General features: G+C 67.9%; 13 protein-coding genes. 10 read left to right on the forward strand and 3 right to left on the reverse strand.

Features of this window, described 5'->3' with window-relative positions:
• Window positions 1-45: 45 nt before the first annotated feature.
• Both KY501_RS10435 and KY501_RS10440 read left to right on the forward strand, forming a co-directional pair.
• A complete protein-coding gene (locus KY501_RS10435) occupies window positions 46-1,818 on the forward strand; it encodes an RCC1 domain-containing protein (protein WP_224362636.1) in 1,773 nt (590 codons plus the stop codon).
• On the forward strand, window positions 1,815-3,254 hold the full coding sequence (locus tag KY501_RS10440) for a di-heme oxidoreductase family protein (protein ID WP_224362638.1): 1,440 nt from the start codon (window positions 1,815-1,817) through the stop codon (window positions 3,252-3,254). Before KY501_RS10435 ends, KY501_RS10440 begins: the two co-directional genes overlap by 4 nt.
• A 12-nt stretch (window positions 3,255-3,266) precedes the next feature.
• On the opposite strand, the gene KY501_RS10445 is transcribed toward KY501_RS10440, so the two are convergent.
• Complete coding sequence (locus KY501_RS10445) at window positions 3,267-5,243, reverse strand: ATP-binding protein (RefSeq protein ID WP_224362640.1); 1,977 nt, start codon at window positions 5,241-5,243, stop codon at window positions 3,267-3,269.
• A 186-nt stretch (window positions 5,244-5,429) separates the two neighbouring features.
• Between KY501_RS10445 and KY501_RS10450 the strand changes: the two genes are divergently transcribed.
• Entirely contained in the window at window positions 5,430-6,494 is a 1,065-nt protein-coding gene (locus KY501_RS10450; protein WP_224362642.1) for a LysR family transcriptional regulator, read from the forward strand.
• Here KY501_RS10450 and KY501_RS10455 read toward each other — a convergent pair.
• Entirely contained in the window at window positions 6,413-7,408 is a 996-nt protein-coding gene (locus KY501_RS10455; RefSeq protein ID WP_224362644.1) for a cyclase family protein, read from the reverse strand. The genes KY501_RS10450 and KY501_RS10455 overlap by 82 nt on opposite strands.
• Window positions 7,409-7,843: 435 nt before the next feature.
• Here KY501_RS10455 and KY501_RS10460 point away from each other — a divergent pair, with 435 nt between their 5' ends.
• Window positions 7,844-8,821, forward strand: a complete 978-nt coding sequence (locus tag KY501_RS10460; RefSeq protein ID WP_224362645.1) for a hypothetical protein — start codon at window positions 7,844-7,846, stop codon at window positions 8,819-8,821.
• Between the two features lie 12 nt (window positions 8,822-8,833).
• On the opposite strand, the gene KY501_RS10465 is transcribed toward KY501_RS10460, so the two are convergent.
• Window positions 8,834-10,483: a sigma-54-dependent Fis family transcriptional regulator gene (locus KY501_RS10465; protein WP_224362646.1), complete on the reverse strand. Its 1,650-nt coding sequence runs from the start codon at window positions 10,481-10,483 to the stop codon at window positions 8,834-8,836.
• Between the two features lie 163 nt (window positions 10,484-10,646).
• Between KY501_RS10465 and KY501_RS10470 the strand changes: the two genes are divergently transcribed.
• From KY501_RS10470 to KY501_RS10495, 6 genes are all read left to right on the forward strand, one after another.
• Complete coding sequence (locus KY501_RS10470) at window positions 10,647-11,849, forward strand: cytochrome P450 (protein WP_224362647.1); 1,203 nt, start codon at window positions 10,647-10,649, stop codon at window positions 11,847-11,849.
• A 246-nt stretch (window positions 11,850-12,095) separates the two neighbouring features.
• On the forward strand, window positions 12,096-13,535 hold the full coding sequence (locus tag KY501_RS10475) for a glutamine synthetase family protein (protein ID WP_224362648.1): 1,440 nt from the start codon (window positions 12,096-12,098) through the stop codon (window positions 13,533-13,535).
• A gap of 343 nt (window positions 13,536-13,878) precedes the next feature.
• Complete coding sequence (locus KY501_RS10480) at window positions 13,879-14,331, forward strand: Fur family transcriptional regulator (RefSeq protein ID WP_224362649.1); 453 nt, start codon at window positions 13,879-13,881, stop codon at window positions 14,329-14,331.
• A gap of 174 nt (window positions 14,332-14,505) precedes the next feature.
• Window positions 14,506-15,672, forward strand: coding sequence for a TonB C-terminal domain-containing protein (locus KY501_RS10485; protein WP_224362650.1), 1,167 nt, complete (start codon window positions 14,506-14,508; stop codon window positions 15,670-15,672).
• A 147-nt stretch (window positions 15,673-15,819) separates the two neighbouring features.
• Window positions 15,820-16,506 carry a hypothetical protein gene (locus KY501_RS10490; protein ID WP_224362652.1) on the forward strand — a complete coding sequence of 229 codons (687 nt, stop codon included), beginning with the start codon at window positions 15,820-15,822 and terminating at the stop codon, window positions 16,504-16,506.
• A 182-nt stretch (window positions 16,507-16,688) separates the two neighbouring features.
• Window positions 16,689-18,170 carry a hypothetical protein gene (locus tag KY501_RS10495; RefSeq protein WP_224362654.1) on the forward strand — a complete coding sequence of 494 codons (1,482 nt, stop codon included), beginning with the start codon at window positions 16,689-16,691 and terminating at the stop codon, window positions 18,168-18,170.
• Window positions 18,171-18,210 lie beyond the last annotated feature (40 nt).

Raw genomic sequence — 18,210 nt, forward strand, 5'->3', positions numbered from 1 at the left:
CGCCCCAATTGATAATGACTATTAATAGCGATATTCCCGGCGGCGATGAACTCTCGCCTCCTGACGGTATTGCCTGCGCTGCTGCTGTTCGCCTGTGACTCGGCGTCTCCTCCTCCCCCGCCTCCTGACCAGCCCGAAGCGCCGTCCTTCGTGGTGCTCTCACCCGGACCCGTGGCGGAGACCCACGAGTCGTCCCTCGAAATCTCTGGCCGGGTGAAAGCCGACGGCGGTCTGGCCGAGCTCACCTGGCAAGTGGATGAGGGCGCCCCTCAAGCCCTGCAGATCGAACCAGGCACGGTGGATTTCCCCTTCTCGTTTGCTCTCCCTCTGGCCGAGGGCGAGCACCTGCTCCACCTGCGCGCGGTGGACGGCTACGGAGGCGTGGGGACCTCGGAGGTGCGCATCACCCGCAGCCCTCCCCCGGATACGCAGGCACCCGAGGTGCAGGTGCTCTCGCCCATGGAGGGACAGAGCATCACCGTGCGGCGCGTGCGCCTGGAGGGAACCGCCACGGACGCGCTGCACCTGGCCTCCCTCACGTGGGCGCTCAACGGCTCGGAGCCCGAGGCGCTGGATGTGGCGGCGCTGGGAACGGGCGGGGCCTTTGCCTTCGAGGTGACGCCTCGGCCCGGAGCCAACAAGGTGCTGCTTCGTGCCACGGACGCGAGCGGCAATGCCACCGAGGTGACGGCCTCCTTCTACTACGGGAGCCGGAGCGGTGCGGGCGGGCTGCACACCGGCGTGGTGCGGGACGGCTTCCTCTACACGTGGGGCCGCAACAACCGGGGACAGCTCGGCCTGGGGGCCTCGGTGACGGCGGATCAGAAGCTGCCGCTGAAGGTGCCGGACTTCGAAGGCGTTGCCGCCATGGCCTTCAACCAGAACAACTCCCTGGCGCTGAAGGCGGATGGCACCGTGTGGTCCTGGGGCGAGAACGCACAGGGGCAACTCGGCCTGGGCGCGCCTCCCGATCCCGAACATCCGCACACACCGGACCTCACGGCTCGCTGGAGCCCCACGCTCATCTCCAGCCTGAGCGGTGTGGTGGCCATCACGGTGGGCTATCGCCATGCCCTGGTGCTGATGGAGGACGGCACCGTGCGCGCCTTTGGGGACAACAGCACGGGCCAGCTCGGCGACGGGTCCTCGGCGAGCCTCGCGGACTACCCCGTGGCGGTGTCGGGGCTCTCGGACGTGGTGAAGGTGGTCGCGGGCTCCATGCACTCGGTGGCGCTGCGGCGCGATGGCACCGTGTGGGTATGGGGCCGGAACTCGTACGGCAACCTGGGCGGGGGCACCGTGGACAGTACGCCTCACTCCACGCCCACGCAGGTGCCCGGTTTGACGGGGGTGGTGGACATCGCCACGGGAAGGGATCACGTGCTCGCCCTGCACTCGGATGGGACGGTGTCCGGCTGGGGACTCGACGCCAGTGGCCAGCTGGGCTCCGGCGAGACGTTCCCCGATGATCAGAGCGCTTCACCCCTGAAGGTAAAGGGGCTGGCGGACGCGCGCGCCGTCTTCGCCAACGGAAACATGAGCTATGCGCAGCGGGCGGATGGCTCGCTCATCTCCTGGGGACAGAACTTCAACGGCCAGCTCGGCAACGGAGGCAAGACGGACATGAACGAGCCCACGCCCTCCGTCTCCGGTCTGACGGGGCTGCTCACCCTGGCCCCGGGCGCCACGCACGTCATCTCCATCCGGAAGGATGGGGCGATCTTCGCCTGGGGATGGAGCTCCCGTGGCAGCCTCGGACGGGATGATCTGTTGGACAACTGGTCCTATCCCGAGCCGGTCCAGGTCACGCTGCCTTGAGGCACCTGCTCCTGCCGCTGCTGGCGTTGTGGCTCGCGGCCTCGGCCTGCAGCTCCGAGGAGTCTCCCCCGCAGTCTCCCCCCGATGACGGGCCCGAGATTCCAGAGGGTCCGCGCCATGACTTCGTCGAGCCGGGCGAGGACCAGCCCGGCGGAGCGACGACCGTGACGGACACGAGCCGTAACGCCTTCACCCACCCGGCGGGCAACCTGTCGGTGGAGCGGCGCTCGGAGTTCAACGTGGGCGAGGCCTTCTTCGAGGCGGACTGGTTCCCCGCGCCGAACAGCCGGACGGATCGGGACGGGTTGGGGCCCCTCTACAACGCCGTCTCCTGCATGGAGTGCCATCAGCGCAACGGGCGAGGCGCACCGCCGGGTCCCTCCGAGCGGGCATCCTCGCTGCTGGTGCGGTTGAGCATCCCCGGTACGGACTCCCGAGGAGCCCCCGTGCCCGAGCCCACGTACGGAGATCAACTCCAGTCCCGCGCCGTGTCGGGCGTCTCGCCGGAGGTCCGCGTGGAGGTGCGGACCAGCGAGCAGTTGGGGGCCTTCGAAGACGGCGTGTCCTACTCGCTCCAGGTCCCCGAGTATGTCCTTCTGCAACTGGCGCACGGTCCGCTGAGGCCGGACACACGGCTGTCTCCGCGAGTGGCGCAACCGATGTTCGGGTTGGGACTGCTGGCCGCCGTCCCCGAGGCCACCCTGCTCGAGTGGGCGGATCCGGATGACGCGAATGGTGATGGCATCTCCGGCCGGCCCAACCGCGTGTGGAACAAGCGACTCGGGGAGACCGTGCTGGGGCGCTTCGGCTGGAAGGCGAACCAACCGGACCTGGAGCACCAGAACGCGGGCGCCATGGCGGGAGACATGGGCATCACCTCGCCGCTGGCGCCCGACGAGCCCTGCACGGCCACGCAGGCCGAGTGCCTCGCGGCGCCGAATGGCGGCACGCCGGAGCTGGAGGCGCGCAAGCTGGAGGCGCTCACCTTCTATACACACGTCATCGGCGTGCCCGCGCGCCAGGGTGTGGACGCGGCGGAGACCCTGCGCGGCAAGGACGTCTTCCATCGCGTAGGGTGCACGGGCTGCCACCGGCCGTCGATGGTGACGGGCTCGCTGGAGGGCTACCCGGAACTCTCGGGCCAGCGCATCTGGCCGTACACGGACCTGCTGCTGCATGACCTGGGCGAAGGGCTGGCGGACGGGCGCGAGGACTTCGCAGCCTCCGGGCAGGAGTGGCGCACGCCGCCTCTCTGGGGCCTGGGGCTGACGGCGACGGTGAGCGGCCACACGCGCCTGCTGCACGATGGACGGGCGCGCTCGGTGATGGAGGCCATCCTCTGGCACGGCGGTGAGGCCGAGCCCGCGCGCGAGCGGTTCCGGCGCCTCTCGGGCGAGGACCGGGCGGTCCTGCTCACCTTCCTGAACTCCCTCTGATTCGGAGCAGGCTCAGGCCTGCGCGGGCGGCATGAGGCTGGCGTTCGCCGTGACGCCTCCGCGAGGCAGGTGGACGCGGAAGGTGGCGCCCTGCCCCGGTATGCTGTGCACCGTCACCGCGCCACCATGGGCCTCGACGATGCGGCGCACCCGGTACAGCCCCAGGCCCAGCCCTCCATAGTGGCGAGCCGAGACGGCGCGCTCGAAGCGCTGGAAGAGCCCCTCCACCCGCTCGGGCGCGATGCCGATGCCGTGGTCTCGCACCTGCAGCACCGCCGTGTCGGACGCGGACTCGAGCACTACCTCCACGGGCTTGCCGGGACCGAACTTCATCGCGTTGGCCAGCAGGTGCTTCACCACCTGGGCCATGCGCACGCGGTCCCACCGCCCCGGAGTGCTGGGCAGCGTGCTCAGCACCAGGTGGCAGCCCGCGCGCGCGGCCTCCTGCTCCGAGCGGGACACCACCTCGCGCACCACCACGGCCAGGTCCACATCCTCCAGCTCCAACCTTGGCGCCTGCTGGAGCTGGGACACGTCCAGCAGCGTATCGACGAGGCTGGCGAGCCGCTCCACCTGACGGTCCGCGGACCCCAACGCCTGGGTGATGCGCTCCGGAGACCAGGGCCGCTCCTCCTGCAGCGTCGCGTTCACGCCCTGGAGCCGCAGTCGGAGCGCCGTCAGCGGGGTACGCAGCTCGTGGGCCGCCACGCTGAGGAATTCGTCTCGGGTGCGGACCGCCTCCTGGGCCTCGCGCAGCAGGCGGAGCCGCTCGGTGACGTCATCGATGATGCCCGCCATGCGCACTGGCCGGCCCGCGGTGTCGCGCTGGGCGCGGCCCCGGCTCACACAGGAGCGGTAGCCACCCTCGGCGTGGAGCAACCGGAACGAGACGTCATACGGCACCTCCTGCTCCAGGTGCGCGGACAGGGCATTCACCACCGTGTCGCGATCCTCCGGGTGCAGGCGCTCCACGAAGGCCTCGTAGGTGCCGGGGAATTCCTCCGGCGACAGGCCGAGCATCTCCAGCAGGCGCGGGCTGCACCAGAACGTGCGGCGGCGCAGATCCCAGTCCCAGACGCCATCGAAGGAGCCGGCGACGATGAGCCGGTAGCGCTCCTCGCTCTCGCTCACGGCGCGCTCGGCCTGGGTGAGCAGGCCCACCTGGCGCTCGAGCCGCCGCACCATGCCGTGCAGGTGCTCGTCCACGGAGGGGCTCTGCTCCGAGGCGACGGAGATGGAGCCTCCGTAGCGCAGCTCTCGCAGCAGCGCGCCGAGAATCTCATCCCCTTCCTGAGAGCGGCGCACGAAGCCGTTGGCGCCCACGTTCTGGGCCATGCGCAGGTCCAGCTCGTCCGGCGCGCCGATGTGCGTGAGGAGCACGGGCACATGGGCCAGCCGAGGCTCCTTGCGCAGGGCCAGACACAGCCGGAAGCCGTCCATTCCCGGCATGAGCACATCCGCGAGCACCGCGTCCGGGAGCCTCCGCCGGGCCACTTCCAGGGCGGCCAGGCCGTCGTGGGCCATCACCACATCGAAGCGGAGGGGAGCCAGCAGCAGCAGCAGCAGCTTGCGCGAGACGGGATCGTCATCGGCGAGCAGGATCTTCGGGCGGTGCGGGCCGACGGGAGCCTGGACCTCGGGCGGCAGCACGGTGCGGACGGCCTCCACCAGCGCGCCGAGGGACAATGGGTGTCCCAGGAAGACAGCGCGGAGCTTGAGCCGGGTGAGCCGCTCCTGCTCCGCCGCGGAGGCGATGACGAGCAGGGGAACGCCCAGGGCCTCCAGCGCGCGGCGGGGCGCATCCTCGGAGGCCAGGCCCTCCAGTGGCGCACTGGACTCCAGGACAATGGCATCTGGCCGGGGGCCCCATGGAATAATGGCCGAGACGCTGTCTGCTTCATGCACCTGCCAGCCCTGGCTCTCCAGCGCGAGGGTCTGGAGGGCTCGGACATGGGGGGAGCCCGAAATAAGGAGAATGAGGGGCTTCATCTCAGGAGCACGAGCACGTTGCGGAAAAGGGGCGTCCCTCTGCCAGGATGGGGAATTGCCAGTCTCGGCATCCTTGACGCTGAGTCAAGCCGCCATTCCAGCAGATGTTGAGAGTTGCAACCCGTGAGGCGCGGTGCACCTGAAGGTGGAGCGGTACCCTGCCTGCTCCCTGTTAAGTGGAGAGCCGTGACGCCGATCGACCACGCGAACCTCTCCCGCCTCGACCTCAACCTCCTGGTGGCCTTCGATGCCTTGCTGCAGGAGCGGCACCTGACGCGAGCCGCCGCACGCATCGGCATCGGGCAGCCTGCCATGAGCCATCACCTCGGCCGGCTCCGGGAGCTGCTCGGGGACGAGCTCTTCCGGCGCAGCCCTGGCGGCATGGAGCCGACGCCTCATGCTCGGGCGTTGGCGGAAACGGTCCGGGAGGTGCTCGCCCGCATCCAGACCCTGACGCTCCTGGAGCGGCGCTTCGATCCGGCGACGGACGAGCGCCACTTCCGGATCGGCATCCCGGATGGACTCGAGATCGCACTGATGCCGCCCTTCATGGCGCATGTGGCTCGGGAGGCGCCGGGGGTCTCCTTCTCGCTGACGCCCGTGGATGAAGCCACGAGCCTTCGAATGCTGGACGAGGGTGAGCTGGACCTGCTGGTGGGGCCTCTGCTGGAGGGCGCGCCCCACCACAAACGCCGCCAAGTGTGCTCCGAGGGCTATCTGTGCCTCTTCCACCCCGAACTGGTGCGTGTCCGCCTACCCCTCTCTTTGGATGACTTCCTCGCGCTTCCCCACGTGCGCATCTCTCGACGCGCCGATGCATTCGACGTGGTGGATGATGCGCTGGCGAAGCTTCGGAAGCGTCGGCGCGTGGTGATGCACACGTCCCACTCGCTCACGGTGCCCTACGTGCTGAGACAGTCGGCCCTGCTCGCATGCCTACCGCGGCGCGCGGCGTTGACCACGGCGGAGGCGTTCGACCTGGCGGTCAGCCCACCTCCCATCCCTCTGCCTGAGAACAGCATCGCGATGCGCTGGCACGGCTCGCGTCACACGGACGCCGGGCACATCTGGTTGCGCGAGACGTTGCTCCGCAGCGCTGCCGAGCTTGGCGCCGCTGACCCGGGAAAGCAGGGGGTGGCACGCCGCCGCGTCATGCCGCGGCAACTGCCTCAGAAGAGCGCGATGGGGTTGACGGGAGAACCCGTTCCTCCCTCCACGGCCAGCGGAGCGACGGTGAGGAGGAAGTCGTAGCGGTGCCGTTCGGCGGCGGCTTTCTTCAGCGCCTCGGGGTCGACGTTGTCGATGATGTAGATGCCGAGGGTGTTGATCAGCAACACGTGCACGGGCATGGGGTTGCCCTCGATGCCCGAGGGGAGCATGTCCGCTCCGACATCCGTGGCAACGAGGGAGACGCCGCGCTTGTGGAACCACTCAGCGGTGGAGGCATGCAGCCCGGCCGAGTGCTTCGAGACATCCCACGGCCCCACAGCGGCCCGGCGAGCCCAGCGGCCTGTGCGGATGATGACGGCATCACCGCTCGACACCTGCACCTTCGTCTTCTTCTCCCAGGCATCGAGGTCCTCCGCCCGGATGGGAGTGCCGGGCTCGAGGTAGGGGACACCCTTGAACTCGGCCATGTCGATGAGCACTCCGCGCGTGACAAGGCCGTTCTTGAGCGCGTTCACCGAAAGCACGGAGCAACCCGACGCGTTGACGCGGCTCTGGTCGTATCCATTGAACGTCTTGCCGCCATCGAAGATGTGGCACAGCGCATCGATGTGCGTATGTGACCAACCGTGGAAGCCGATGGAGAGCGAGTCCGCGCTGTACTGGGAGTCCGCGGGCTCTCCGCTGGCGAGCATGGTGTGGACGAGCGGAGACGGGACGTCCTCGGCCTGATGGGTTTCGATGGTCCGAGCGAGGGAGACGGACACTCCGTCCTGGACGAGCCGTGCGGCCTGCTTCCGCTTGGCGGGAGAGATGAGGTTGGCGGAGCCGAGTTCGTCCTTGGGCCCCCAGCGCTGCCAGTTCGAGTTCTTCACCTTCCACGCACGGATTCCCTCCGAGGTCGTGAGTGGAGGAGTGGTGGTGGAGGCTTCTTGCGCTGTGCTCGGCGATGAAGCGAACACTATTGCCGCAAGCACGAGCGGAGGAAGGAGCTTCATGGTGATGGCGTCTCCATGCACGGCATCGCCAGGAGCGGCGATGCGGCCACCGAGCCTCGGTGTCCCGGGAGATGGCGGCGCTCACTACCTATTGTCATGAGAGAGCCGTGCCCAATCGATGAGGTCGATGACCGTTATCGACGCTGCTCGTGAACCCACACGGGGTCCTCCCTCCGGGAGCGATTCGAGCCAACTGGTATGCTTGTCATACCAGTTCAGCTCATTGCCGCCGCCTGCGGGGCTGCTCTTGCCATCGGGTCTACCCGCTCAAAGGTAGGCGTTCCAGGATCCAGTCTCCGACTCTCGGACCTGGGAGCATGCAGAACCGATGCGGTTCGGGTGGGTGCTCGCTCTTCATGAGGTTTCTCGTAGGGCTGATTGGGATGGTGACAGGTAGGCCGTTCGTGTCAGACCTATTGCGTAGGCTACCATCTCATGGCATCGATGCAGCATGAGGGGCTGGTGCTCCTGTTCCGCAACCGTCCGACGCTGGCGCCCGAGCTACTGCACGACGTGCTAGGTCTCGATGTGCCGACCTATTCGGAGGCTCGAGTGGAGTCCGCCGAGCTGACCGAGGTGGTGCCCACCGAGTACCGAGCGGACCTGGTGGTGCTGCTGTTGGACGGCAAGCCCATCTTCGCCATCGTGGTGGAGGTGCAGCTGTCGCGGGATGAGGACAAGCGCAAGACATGGCCGCTGTACCTGACGAGCCTGCGCTCGCGGGTGGGATGTCCCACGGCCCTGTTGGTGGTCGCGCCAGACGAGGCGGTGGCTCGCTGGTGTGCTCGACCTATCAACCTGGGCCATCCCGGCTTCGTACTCCAGCCGCTGGTAGCGGGACCGGACGTCATTCCGATCCTTGTTGACGAGCAGGCAGCCAGAAAGGACCCGGAGCTGGCGGTGTTGTCGGCCATGGCGCACGGGCACGAAAAAGTGGGCCCGTCCATCATCCAAGCAGTCTTGAGCACAGCTCCAGGTCTTGATGCGGAGCGGTTCCGCCTTTACCTTGACCTGGCTGTATCCTCGCTGAGCGAGGCGGCCCGCAGAGCCTTGGAGGCGCTGATGCAGAGTGGCAACTACGAGGTCCAGACCGAACTCTTCCGCCGGTGGATGGCTCAGGGGCACCAGGAAGGCCACAAGAAGGGGCTCCAGGAAGGCCTCCAGAAGGGCGAGACGACAGCGCTGCTCGAGGTGCTCGACGCTCGGGGCATCGAGGTGGATTCCACTTCGCGCCAGCAGATCCTCGCTTGCACGGAATTCTCACAGCTCAAACTCTGGCTACGCAGGGCAGTGACAGTGCGATCGATCCAGGAACTCTTCGAACCTGAGGCCCCTCCGAAGCGCCCGGCGCGCAAAGACGCCAGCAAGCATGGCCGGAATCCGAAGGCTCGAAAGTCAGCATCCAAGCGGTAGGAGTGAACGGGCTCAACTCCGCACAGGAACCTCCCGCTCGCGGTCCCGTGCCAGAGCGCCATACTGCTTGAGCTTCCGATACAACGTGGCGGCTCCAATCCCGAGCTGCCGGGCTGTCACCGTCTGGTTGCCTCCATTGTGCTCCAGCGCTGCCAGGATGTAGTCCCGCTCCAGTTCCTCCAACTTACGGACACCACCGCTGACAACAGCCCCTGGTAGAGCACCACGAACGTCCTCGGGCAGATCCTCCCGCTCGATGTGCCGCCTCTGAGCCAGGGCGATGGATCGCTCCATCGCATTCTCCAACTCCCGGACATTGCCGGGCCAGTCGTATCGCACGAGTTGATCTGCCGCCCGGGGCGTGAGGGTGGGCACCGGCCGTCCCATCCTTTCCGCGGCACTCGCGAGCAGCCCCCGAGCCAGAGGCAGGATGTCCTCTCGCCGGTCGCGCAACGGGGGCACGTCCAGCTCCACCACCCGCAGCCGATAGAACAGGTCCTTCCGAAACCGACCCGTCTCCACCTCGCGAGCCAGCGCACGGTGGGTGGCCGCGAGCACCCGCACCCGGATGGGCCTGTCTCGGTTCTCTCCCACGCGCCGGATCTGCCGCTCCTGCAACGCTCGCAACAGCCGGACCTGCACGGAGGCCGGCATCTCTCCAACCTCGTCCAGCAGTAGCGTCCCGCCGCTGGCCGCCTCCAGCAACCCGGGCCGGTCTCGCACCGCGCCCGTGAAAGCTCCTCGCGCATGACCGAAGAGCTCGCTCTCCAGCAGCGTCTCCGAGAGCGCTCCGCAGTTGATAGCCAGGAATGGACCGGATGCTCGCGAGGACTCCTCATGGATGAGCCGCGCCACCCGCTCCTTGCCCACGCCACTCTCTCCCGTGATGAGCACGGTGGAGTCCACCTGTGCCACCCTCCGTGCCAACTCGATCACTCGCTGCATCCGCTGGCTGCGTGCCACCAGCCCCGAGGGCAATTCGGGCTCTCGGGCCGCGCTCGCCAGTGCACGCTTCTTCGCGGCGAGTTCCCGTTCCGCTCGCACCAACTCCGCGGTGACCTGGCGCAGTGCTCCCTCCAGTCCCTCCTGCTCGAAGAACGTCAGGTGCGGCTCCACCGCCGCGCCCCAATCCTCTCGAGTCCTCGCGCGAAAGCGACAGCTCGCATCCCCTCGCCCGATGCAGCGATCCTCCAGGACGTAGATGCGCTCACCCTCGACACGGCTGAGATACCCGCTCGCGAAGCCACACAGCGTCCAGCACACCGGCTCGGACGAGCGCCCCGCATGCAACAGGTGCTGCTCCGCCTCATACGACGCCTCCAACGTCGCCCCCTCCTCCGAGAACGGATCCTCCGCGCCCGGCGCCAGCCGGATCAGCCCCTGAAGCGTGTGGATGAGCCCGCCCGCGGCTCGCCAGTCTCCCGCGCTCTCCCAGGTGAAGCTCGAACACAGCGCCTCGGCCATGCGCCAGCCGTGCGCGAAGCTGAACCTCGTGAAGATGGCTCGCGCCGCCGTCGGCCCCAACGTCTCCAGCAGTTGCTTGCGCAGCAGCCCCATCGCTACCGCGTCCAGGATCAGCGCACGCTGCCCCGCGAAGCGAACCGTGCCTCCCTCCGAATCGATCTCCAACAGTGAGTGGATGTCCAAGTCGGCCAGTCGCATCCGGCACTCCTTCAAATTGAAGGACCCTCTACTTCGATTCGATGGAGTCCCGGAGAGCCCACGGGCGCCCGGCGCTCGGTAACCAACGGAAACACCAAGGAGCAAGGTGCTGGCACGGAACGTGGTGTCCGGTGACAGACCCTTCACCGCGAGGACCGCACCGATGCCTCCCTCCCTGGACCTGATGAGCCCTGAAACCCGTGCCAACCCCTACCCCCTCTACGCCGAGCTGCGCAGGAGCGGCATCCGCCAGGTCGAACCCGGCGGCATGTGGGCCGTCAGCCGCTACGACGACGTGGTCACCGTGATGAAGGATCCGCGCCGCTTCTCCTCCGCAGGGCTCGGCCAGGGCTTCCTGCCTCCATGGCTCCCGCGCAATCCCGTCGCCCAGTCCCTCGTGATGCAGGATCCTCCCCTACACACCCGCCTGCGCGGGCGCGTCAGCCGGACGTTCGGCCCCGCCGCCCTCGCCGTGCTGGAACCGAAGATCCGCGCCATCGCGGATCAGCTCACGCGGCAACTCCTCCGCCACGACGGCTCGGTGGACTTCATGTCCGAGTTCGCCCTCCACCTGCCAGTGAACGTGCTCGGCCTGCTGCTGGGCCTTCACCCCGAGCAGTCCCCACAGCTCAAGCAGTGGGCGGACGACCTGATCAACCTGCCCGCCGGGCGCCACCCGCCCGAGGAGCAACACCGGGTCCGCGAGAGCCTCGCGAGCCTCGAGCAGTGCTTCGAAGAGCTCCTCTCCACCCGCCGCGCCAGCCCCGGAGATGACCTCGTGAGCGAGCTGCTCCGCCCGGACGCCGAGGGCGCGATGCTCTCTCACGACGAACTCATGAGCTTCCTCTTCGCCCTGCTGCCCGCGGGCGTGGAGACCACGGTGTACCTGCTCGCCAACACCCTGGTCGTCCTCTCCGAGCACCCCGAGGACCGCGCCCGCGTCCTCAAGAACCCGGCCCTGCTCCCACAACTCCTCGAAGAGGTCCTTCGCTACGAGCCCCCCGCACACTCCAGCCTCCGGCTCGTCACCGAGGACACGGAGCTCTCCGGAGTGCGCCTGCCCCAAGGCTCCCTCGTCGTCGTCCTCCTGGCCTCAGCCCTGCGCGACGAGCGCCACTTCCCAGACGCGGACCGCTTCCGCCTCGATCGCGAGCGCTCCTCCCACCTCGCCTTCGGCCATGGCATCCACTACTGCCTGGGAGCCCTGCTCGCGCGGCTGGAGGCACGCCTCGGCCTGGAGGCCCTCTTCTCCCAGCTCCGCGACTTCTCCCGGGCCAGCGCCGAACTCCACTGGGCTCCCTCGCTGATCGCACGAGGCCCGCTCGCCCTCCCGCTCCACCTCACCCCAACCCACCCCAGGGAGTAGGAACTTCAGCCCTCGCCCCAAAGCCAGGCCAAGCAGGCGGACACGTCTGTCCACTCCTCGCCATGCCACCGCCCACCAGGGGGTCGGAACAGGTCGGATGCAGCCCCACAGGCCAGCAGAGCAAGCGTTTAGAATAAGTCTCCGCGACTTTAGCCTTGATTCCGGCCCGCGAAGTGCAAATAGATGGACCCGCAGATCATCGCCCCGATGTGAATCCTACGGGGCGGCTGCTCGGAGGCACACACAATGGAGACGAAGGGGCTGCGCGACTTCCTCGAGATTCCGTACGACGAGCTGGAGGGGATGAACCTCCGTGTGAAGGAGCAGCGTCTGCGGCGCGAGTCTCCGGACAAGCTGCGCGAGGAGCGCGCCAAGTACCTCACGGACGAGAAGCGCATCAAGGCCGTGACCGTGTGCTTCACCGACCTCGAGGGTCGGCTGCACATGCTGGATTACGACAAGAAGTTCCTCCTCAAGAGCTCGGACAACCTCACGTTCGACGGCTCGTCCATCCGCGGCTTCTCGGCCCAGGCCGAGAGCGACCTGCGCCTCAACCTCGACTGGCCCTCCTTCTACTGGCTGCCCGCCGACATCTTCGGCCCCGGCAAGGTCCTCATGTTCAGCGAGGTGCTCGAGCGTGACGGCACCCCGTACCACTCGGACATGCGCGGCCTGCTCAAGCGCATCACCGATCAGATGTACGCCAAGGACGGCACCGTCTTTCACGCCGCCCCCGAAATCGAGGGCTTCCTATTCAAGGGCCGTGACGCCGAGCGTCACTACCACGAGACGGACAAGTTCGAGTTCATCTCCACCGGCGGCTACTACCACTCGCTGCCGGGTGACGCGCTGCGCGCCTTCATCGACAAGGCCGCCGAGGCCCAGCGCGCCATGGGCTTCCAGAACGAGAAGGATCACCCCGAGGTGGCGCCCAGCCAGTTCGAGATGAACTTCTCCTACAGCGAGGCCCTCATCGCCGCAGATCAGATCCAGCTCTACAAGCTGTTGTGTCGCCAGGTCGCCGCGCAGCTGGACCTGACGGCCAGCTTCCTGCCCAAGCCCATGACGGGCATCAACGGCAACGGCATGCACATGAACATGTCGCTGTCCAAGGGCGGCAAGAACCTGTTCTACGACAAGAACGGGCAGGACGGCCTGAGTCAGATGGGTTGGGACTTCATCGACCGCATCCTCAACAACGCCAACGACATCTGCCTGGTGCTCAACTCGAGCGTCAACTCGTACCGCCGGTTGGATCCGCACTACGAGGCGCCCAACCAGATCAAGGCCAGCCCGAACAACCGCGGCGCCATGGTGCGCATCCCGTTCGGCAACGAGCGCAGCGCCCGCATCGAGTGCCGCTCGGTGGCCCCGGACGCCAACCCGTACATGGTGCTCTTCACCCTGCTGAAGACCGGCCTGGAGGGCCCGCAGCCCCAGGAGGACGCGGAGACCAAGCGCAGCCGCACCCGCTTCCTGCCGGACAACATCTTCGACGCCATCCGCCTCTTCAAGGGCAGCCAGTTCATCGCCCAGACGCTGGGTGAGAACGTGCAGGGCAAGTACGCCGAGCTGAAGGTGGGCTCCGCCGAGCGCTGCCCCAAGCAGCTGGGCACCCGCGTGAAGTCCTCGGAGATCCAGTTCCACCACGAGGTGACGAACCAGTACCTCTGGAACCAGTTCTAGCCCTCCACGGCCAGAGCTGAAGTGAATGGGGCCGCCGCCTCCCGCCGGATGGGGAGGGGCGGCCCTGTTGCTTTCCAGGCAACCAGCCCGAAGGTCCATCCGCGCACAACCCGTACTCCCGAGCGCTGGACAGGTGGAATCCGTTCGCGCTATCGCCCCGCGCGTGCAAATGAAATCGAGCTACATGAGTGCCGCGCAGAGCCCCTCCTCTCGAAGGAAGGCTTCCCCTTCGTCCCGAGTCCGGATGCACCCATCCCGTGGAAAGAGCGTGACGCCAGGGGTCCTGCACGACTCCCCCGAGGAGCGCGTGAAAGGGTCGAGCAGATCGGCTATGCGAGCGGCCATGGGAGAAAAGAAGGGCTCCGCCCAGTCGACGAAGCTCGCTGACTTCCAGGAGAAGATTCGCGGAGTGGGCCTGCGCAGCACGGCGCCTCGCGTGGCCGTGCTCCGCGAGTTGGAGGGCGCCTCGGCGCCGCTGAGCCATGCGGACCTCGTCGAGTCCCTGGGGGACCAGGGCTACGATCGCGTCACCATCTACCGGAACCTGACGGACCTGACCGAGGCCGGGCTGGTGGTGCGTGCGGACCTGGGCGACCACGTGTGGCGCTTCGAGCTGCGGCGCGCGGGCAAGGCGCACAGCGGCACCCACCCGCACTTTACCTGCACCGACTGCGGCACGGTGTCCTGTCTCCCCGAGGAGTCCGTGCGGATCTCCTCGGCGAAGGGGGCTCCGAAGGCCGTGGCCGCCCGCGCCGTTGAGGTCCACCTCCGCGGCCTGTGCGACCGGTGTGACTGAGTCCTGAGGCGGACGGTGCCTCCCGGGCTGTCCACCCCGTGACGGACCGGAGTTGAGCGAGGGCTGGCTTTCTGGGAGCGTGGGGCCATGCGGCGCTCACGCCTCAGGTGGGCCGGCCTCGTTTCGGTCCTGCTTCATGCGGCGCTCCTGGCTCTGCTCTGGGAGCATGAGCCCGTGCGCCCTGAAGCGCCGCCCCCTCCACCGTCCCCGCTGGTGGTCGAGGTCATCTCCTCGCCTCCTGAGCCCCCCGCTCCGTCCCCCGCGCCCCCTCCTGCCGCCCCGGTGCGGCCCGTGCGCCCCCGCCCCACGCCCCGGCCACCTCCGCCTGCTCTGGCCCGGCCGACGCCTCCGCCTCGCGAAGCGGCCGAGCCGCCTGCGCAGCCAGCACCTGCTCCCTCGCCTCCTTCCCAGACTTCGCCCGCTCCGGACGCACCGCTCGCCGAGCAGACGAAGCGTCCCTCGCTCGTGCCTCCCACACCTTCGGGAGGCTGGAGCCTGCCAGAGACCGTGGAGGCTCCCCGGGGACGCACCCTCCACCCCGACGATCCCAGCCTCGCTCCCGAGGTGCTGGCCGCCGAGGAGAAGGCCCGCGTCACCGAACGGGTGCAGACCTTCGTCGAGGACGAGCTCGCGCAGCTCCGGGTGGAGAACGGCCTGGTGCACCCCTACTTCAGTGAAATCCGCACCGCCCTGGAGAAGCAGATGGAGAAGCCGCCGCTCTTCGACGTGAAGGGCAACTCCCAGCGGCTCGCCCAGTCCTATGTGAAGAGGGCCCAGCAGTACGGCGCCACAGGCACCCTGGCGCCCTCGCGCACCCCCAAAGGTCCCCTCGGCCGCGAACCTCCCACGGCCTCCGAGCGGTTCGAGTCCATCTCTCACGGCAACCCGGCGCACGACTCGATGCGCGCCTTCTTCCAGGCGGGCGAGGCCATGCAGGAGCTCGCCGAGCCCGCGCCGGACCTCGTCATCGTCCTGGAGCTGCAGCAGGCCGCGGATGGCCAGTTGCGCTCGGTGCAGGTGGTGCAGCCCAGCGGCAACAAGGCTTTCGATGCGTACGTGCTGGACTCGGTGCCTCCCGCACTGGCCCGGCTCACGCCTCCGCCCGAGAACGCCCTGGGCGTGCACAAGGACGGCGTTCGCAGCCTCTGGGCCGTGGAGGGCCGCGTCGTCTACCTCCGCCACCTCAAGGAACTCGAAGGCCAGGACACCTGGTACCTCGCCTCCGCGGCGGCCCTGGGCGTGCTCTCCGGCCGCTTCGAGGAGACCACCGGCGATCTCTACGTGATTGACCTGCGCAACCCGAAGTTCGTCTGCCGTCCCCGACTGATGAAGGTCTGGTAGGCAGAGCAGGGCCTGCCTGCCTGCCCGCCCTGCCTGGCTGCTCTCCGAACGAGGCGATTCCGGAGCGGTGCAACCGGTTGGCACGCGGGGATCGACTCCCCACCGTTCTCCCCGAAGTTCATTCCATTCTTTCAAGGGGATTCGGCAATGAAGAAGCTCATTGCAGCGCTGGCCATCTGCGTGGGAACTGCGGCCTTCGCGAACGATACGGCAGGGGACAAGGTTCAGAAGGAACAGCAGGCGCAGCAGTCGAAGACGCGCGACGCCACCCAGGTGTTTACGCAGCAGCCGGGCGACTCCATCCGCGAGTCACAACGCGACGCCGAGAAGGGCGTCGACGCCACCGAGGTGGGCCCGAAGATCGGCAAGGCCGCCAAGGACGCGACGGGCATGCAGACCGAGAGCGAGGGCACCTTCAAGGCGGCCCAGGCCTTCTCGCTGACGGGCACGCTCAAGGACAAGACGATGGAGGGCGTCACCATCGAGCGCAAGGGCCTGCCGGCCGCGGACCTGGACATCCGCGACAAGACGGCGCTGTGGCTGGATGGCAAGAAGGTGAGCAAGGACGCACTGCCCGAGGGGGCTCAGGTCCGCGCGAAGTTCCAGCTCGAGGGCCAGGACATCGTCGCGGTGGAGCTGCGCGCCACCAGCCCCAAGGGCACCAAGGCCATCGAGAAGGACTCGATGAACAAGGAAGGCACCGGCGGCGCGGGCCTGCGCGATGACGCGCGCGACCTGGGCAACGACGTGAAGAGCGGCGCCAAGGACGTCGGCAAGGACGTCAAGGACAGCGCCAACGACACCAGCGAGGACATCAACAAGCCGCTGAAGTAGCGCCGCTGATCCACCCCACGCACCCGGGCCCGCTTCCCACTCTGGGGAGCGGGCCCTTCTGCTTCTGGGAAAAGTGCTTCCCTCCCTGGGACAGCGAGCACCCTTTCTCTCCCGCCCACCCCCGCCTTCAGGCCGGTACGGCGTTTGCTCTGGATGGCCCGGGTCAGGGGAGGCACCAGAACGTGAGACGGAGACTGTTGGCGGCGTGTGCGGTCGTGGCGGTGGCAGTGACGTGGGCGTGCGGAGACACCGGGAAGCCGGTCCAGCCCATCGGGCAGAAGCCGGAGGTACCTCAGGTCCCCGCGCCAACTCCGGAAGACCCGGTCAATCCACCGAGCTCCAATCCGGATGAGGAGCAGCCGCCAGTGAACAACCCACCGGATCCGGTCCCCCCCGAGGATCCCAGCAACCCGCCGATCCCGAACCCTCCGCCGCAGGCTGGCCCCGGCCCCTGGCCGGACGAGCCCGTGGTCAACTACACCCAGCGCTACAACCTGGGGCGCGTGCGCTCGGTGGGCGTGGATGACGCGTACAACATCTGGCTGCTGGACGGCGAGCGCATCGGCGTGCTCAAGCCCGGCGACACCCAACCCACCTGGGTGAGCAACATCGGCCAGGCGCGCCTGGGCTTCGGGCCCGACACGCTGGCAGTGAGCTCCACCGTCATCTGCGGCGGCAGCGCGGGCCGGGCCTACGTGGGCTACACCGCCCCGGACCTGTCGCCCTCGTTCATCTACAGCCCGGATGGGCGCTCGCACCCCAACTACGATGATCCGGATCCCACCCGCTTCGATCCCGTGCGCTACGAGGAGTACCAGAAGGGCGACATGGACGCGGTGAAGCTCAACACGGACGGCTCCATCGTCCTCGAGGAGCACCTGCAGAAGTCCGCGCGCTCCAACGGGCCGCAGAACATCGGCATCCGCAACACCAATGATCACCACTTCGACGAGGATCGCTCGGTGCTCACCTGCACCAAGGTGATGAGCGGCCCGTTCAAGGGTGAGGTGTACATCGGCACCAACCACGGCGTCACCCGCATCCGCGGGCTCGTCTACAACAGCCACCGGCACCCGGTGTGGTTCAAGGAGAAGTACGACGACCAGGGCAACGTGACGGGCAAGACGCAGATGACGGGCCTGAGCCAGGCGCTGGGCATCGGCCAGAACGGCGAGGTGCTCATCGGCAACGACTGGAACATCGGCGTGGTGGTGCCGTCGCAGAACCTGGCGGACTGGGACCGCGTGGACGAGACGCTCAACCCGGAGAAGCTCAGCAGCACCTATCTGCCCCAGCTCAACAGCATCGAGGAGTTCGACTACTGGCGCGGCTTCCAGCAGACGAAGGACGGCACCTACTACCTGGCCAGCCGCGACTTCGGCCTGTGGCAGATGACCATTGCCCGCCGCTCGGAGGCGCGCGGCACCAAGGTGGCGGGCCTGCCCACGGACTCGCTGCTGTCGCTGGCGGCCACGGATGACGGCTCACTCTTCATCGGCACGAGTGGCGGTGGCCTGTGGCGCCTGGATGCCAACAAGCAGCTCACCAAGGTAGGCGGCGTGACGGGCAGCACCGTGAAGGAGCTGCACTATGATCCGACGGTGAAGCCGGCCATGCTCTACGTCCTCACGGACGCGGGCCTCACCGTGCTGCGCGGCTACTGAGTCCGCTTCCCACACCGCGAAGTCCAGGAACGGGGCGAGG

Source organism: Hyalangium versicolor (genome assembly GCF_020103695.1).
In the GTDB taxonomy this organism is placed as follows: domain Bacteria; phylum Myxococcota; class Myxococcia; order Myxococcales; family Myxococcaceae; genus Hyalangium; species Hyalangium versicolor.